This is a genomic window from Fodinibius sp. (genome assembly GCF_041642155.1).
Lineage (GTDB): Bacteria > Bacteroidota > Rhodothermia > Balneolales > Balneolaceae > Fodinibius.
In genome coordinates this window covers 1-3,644 of record NZ_JBEPWZ010000296.1, presented here as the reverse complement: position 1 = coordinate 3,644, position 3,644 = coordinate 1, and the positions used below count along the sequence as shown (strand labels likewise).

Genomic DNA, 3,644 nt, shown 5'->3' with positions numbered 1-3,644 from the left:
GAAGAAGCTGAATCCTTTAAGCTGGAACTCATGCAGGAAGCCCGGAACGAAGTGGAGAAGGTCCGCAGTAAATGGATGAAGGCGGTGGAGAGGGAAAAAAGGGTGTTCCTGGAGGAACTCGAGGAGCAGTCCTTTGAGAAGATCATGGGTATCGTTGAGCATATGGTAGCGGACCTGGCCGACAGGTCGCTCGAAAAACAGGCGATAAACCGGTTTATTAACCGTATCAAGGGGATGAAGGAGGACGAAAGGAAGCAGATGATCGATGCCGTGGATGCGGACCACCTTGAGGTCGCAACGGCCTTTCCAACCGAAGAGGAGGATCGCGAAGAAATTGACGCCGCCATTCGCCGGCTGCTGGACAGTGAAAAGGGGTGCCGGTATAGCCATGACCCGGAGCTGGGCTTCGGTATTGAAGTACGCAGCAACGGTTGGAAAATAGGCTGGAATATGAAAGGCTACCTCGAGGAGCTGAGGTCAGAGGTAGATACGGTTTTCACCCAGTTGGAAACTAATAATTGAGGCTAATCCGATGCATGTCAAGATAGACTAAATAATTATTAACATAACCGGTCAAGCTTATCCGAAAAAGAAGAGCTATGGTATATGTATGCAAAGCCAGTGATAGCAATCCACCCTATTCAGAAAAGGACAATGCAACAAGCTTTAATATTCAACACCCAATATTCAAAGCAGCCAGGTGAGAATGTAACATGACTGACCGAATACTTGATTCAGTACTTAAAAAAACCAGAAACCGGCTGGGACAGGCGATCCAGCGGAGCCCGGATTTACGGCTTCGCGAGTATGGAGTGGTCACATCGGTGGGAGAAGGGTTCATCCGGGTACACGGATTACCGCATGTGGGAACCGATGAGCTGGTATACATAGATACCCGAGAGCGCCGGGTGCCCGGACTGGTTTACAACCTGGATGCCGGGGAAGCGGGTATTATTTTGCTGGATGAGGAGCAGTATGTAGAAGCCGGTGATGAAGTTCACCGGACTTCTGATATATTAAGTGTCCCTGTCGGAGATCAGCTTCTGGGCAGGGTGGTAGACAGCATCGGTCGTCCGCTTGACGGGAAAAAGCCAGTGGCTACAAACGAAACCCTGCCGGTAGAACGTCCGGCCCCGCCCATCATGCACCGAAGTCCCGTCGAGACCCCGCTGCAGACGGGGATTAAAGTGATTGACGCACTGTTTCCGATCGGACGGGGGCAGCGCGAACTGATTGTAGGCGACCGGCAGATCGGCAAGACCGCTATTGCCGTGGATACCATGATCAACCAGCACGATAAAGATGTAATCTGTATTTACTGCGGTATCGGCAAGCAGAAAGCAGCGGTGGCCCGTGTTATAGCCGACTTGCAGGAACATGGGGCCATGGATTATTCGATTGTCGTTTCGGCCGGGAGTGAAGACCCGGTGGGACTGCAGTATATTGCCCCGTATGCAGCGACCAGCATCGGGGAATATTTTATGGAGCAGGAAAAAGACGTGCTAATTATTTACGATGATTTAACATGGCATGCCCGGGCTTACCGGGAACTGGCCCTGCTGCTTCGGCGTCCCCCGGGCAGGGAGGCATACCCCGGCGATATCTTTTACATTCACTCGCGACTGCTGGAACGGTCGACCCGGCTAAAGGAAGAATACGGGGGCGGGTCGTTGACAGCCTTGCCCATAGTGGAGACTCAGGCTCAAAATATATCGGCATTTATACCTACCAACCTGATTTCTATTACCGATGGACAGCTCTATCTGTCCCCGGAACTTTTCCAAAAAGATGTGATGCCGGCCATTGACGCCGAGAAATCGGTTTCACGGGTAGGGGGTGCTGCGCAGCGACCGGCCTACCGTTCGGTAACCAAAAAACTCCGGCTGGCCTATGCACAATTTGAGGAACTGGAAGCGTTTTCACGGTTTAGCTCGCGGCTTGATGAAGATACCAGGAAAACCATAGAACGCGGACGGTTGATCCGCGAGAGTTTAAAACAGCCACAATTTGAACCCCTGGACATTGGGGAACAAATTTTACTGCTGCTGGCGGTGACCTCCGGGGTGATGGATGACCTCCCGCTCGCCCGACTCGAAGAAGCCAAACGGCAGATCCGGGAAATCTACCAGGAGCATTCCGATGAACTGGATCAAAAAATCGACTGGCAGGAAGATATTACGGAAGAGGAACGAACATATTTGCTCGATCTGGCAGAAACAGCACTTGAATCGTTAAAAGAGGAGCAGGAGTATGCAGAAACTTGAACAGCTACAGCGCAAAGTAAAGAATGCGAAAGACTTGCAGTCTATTGTTCGGACGATGAAAGTGATGGCTTCGGTAGGTATTCATCAGTTTGAGGATGCCGCTGATTCGCTTGGGGGCTATTACGATACCCTTGAGCGGGGTCTGCAGGTTGTGCTTTCCAAAGAATTCAGTGAGGCTCGCCCTTTTCTCTCATCGGGTGATGAGGGGACAGCCGGGATCATCGTTATTGGCTCAAGCCAGTCGCTGTGCGGACCATTTGACGAGTCGATACTGACTTATACGTTGGAGATGACCAGGGAAGAGGGGAAGAAAGAGGCGCAGTTCTTTGTGTTGGGAGAACGGCTGACCGGTTATTTGCGGCAGGCGGGAGTGTCGATAGACAAGCACTTTATTTTGCCCGGTTCGGCAGGCGGGATCAGTGGGCTGGTGCTGGATCTGCTGGCTGGTATTGAAGAATGGCAGGCACAACGGGATATCCGATCGATAAGGGTATTGCATAACAAGCCCGCTGACAAGGAGGGATATACTTCCCGCGGTCAGCATCTGCTGCCATTGAATAAGAGTTGGCTGGAGCGGCTCGTTGATCGTCCGTGGCCGACCAATAATTTGCCCCAATACAGGGTGGATGCGCATACCCTGTTCCTTTCACTGCTGCGGCAATATCTGTTTGTATCTCTTTACCGCGCAGTGGCCGAGTCGCTTGCTGCCGAGTATACCAGTCGATTGTCTGCGATGCAGCAGGCCGAGAAGAAAATAGATGAGCGCCTGGAAAAACTGAACCGGGCTTATACGCATGAACGTCAGTCGGCCATCACCAGCGAGCTGCTGGATATTATGGCGGGATTTGAGGCGGCACAGTCTCGCGATAGTGATAAAGCAATATAATGGAGGATTAATATGGCAGATCATGAAAATATTTTAAATGAGCTGACGAAAAGACAAGAGCCCTGGTATAGCTTAACTGGAGAAGATGTTAGTCAAAAACTCAAAACTAATACCAATACTGGATTGTCTGAGGAGGAAGTCAAACGCCGTCTGGCTTTCTTTGGGCCTAATGAAATCGAAGTTGAGACCGGCTTAACCCGCTGGCAGATTTTGTTGCATCAGTTCAAAGATCCGCTTATCTATATCCTGCTGGCGGCTGCTTTTGTGACCTTTGTACTTCAGGATTATATCGATTCGGGGGTAATTACTACTGTTGTTTTATTAAATGCGTTAATTGGTTACATACAAGAAAGCAAAGCCCAGAAAGAAATGGAGGCACTTTCAAAGATGTCAGATCCGAAGGTTAATGTTATTCGGAACCGACGCGAAATGGAAATTGCCGCACGGGAGCTGGTACCCGGCGATATTGTGCTGCTCAGTTCAGGTGGCCGTGT

The 3,644-nt window shown here is 50.7% G+C and carries 4 protein-coding genes; all 4 read left to right on the top strand.

Features of this window, described 5'->3' with window-relative positions:
- On the top strand, nucleotides 1–522 hold a 522-nt coding region (locus ACESLU_RS12955; protein WP_372639052.1), incomplete at its 5' end, for a hypothetical protein.
- A gap of 191 nt (nucleotides 523–713) precedes the next feature.
- Nucleotides 714–2,264 (top strand): alternate F1F0 ATPase, F1 subunit alpha, encoded by a 1,551-nt coding sequence (locus ACESLU_RS12950; RefSeq protein ID WP_372639051.1) that lies wholly within the window; start codon nucleotides 714–716, stop codon nucleotides 2,262–2,264.
- Nucleotides 2,251–3,150: a F0F1 ATP synthase subunit gamma gene (locus tag ACESLU_RS12945; protein WP_372639050.1), complete on the top strand. Its 900-nt coding sequence runs from the start codon at nucleotides 2,251–2,253 to the stop codon at nucleotides 3,148–3,150. Before ACESLU_RS12950 ends, ACESLU_RS12945 begins: the two co-directional genes overlap by 14 nt.
- A gap of 12 nt (nucleotides 3,151–3,162) precedes the next feature.
- Nucleotides 3,163–3,644, top strand: a 482-nt coding sequence (locus tag ACESLU_RS12940; protein ID WP_372639049.1) for a cation-transporting P-type ATPase, incomplete at its 3' end; no start/stop codon positions are given.

Bases quoted from the DNA above. Each gene is read 5' to 3' on its own strand.
- ACESLU_RS12950 (WP_372639051.1), top strand. From the start codon at position 714: ATGACTGACCGAATACTTGATTCAGTACTTAAAAAAACCAGAAACCGG.
- ACESLU_RS12945 (WP_372639050.1), top strand. From the start codon at position 2,251: ATGCAGAAACTTGAACAGCTACAGCGCAAAGTAAAGAATGCGAAAGAC.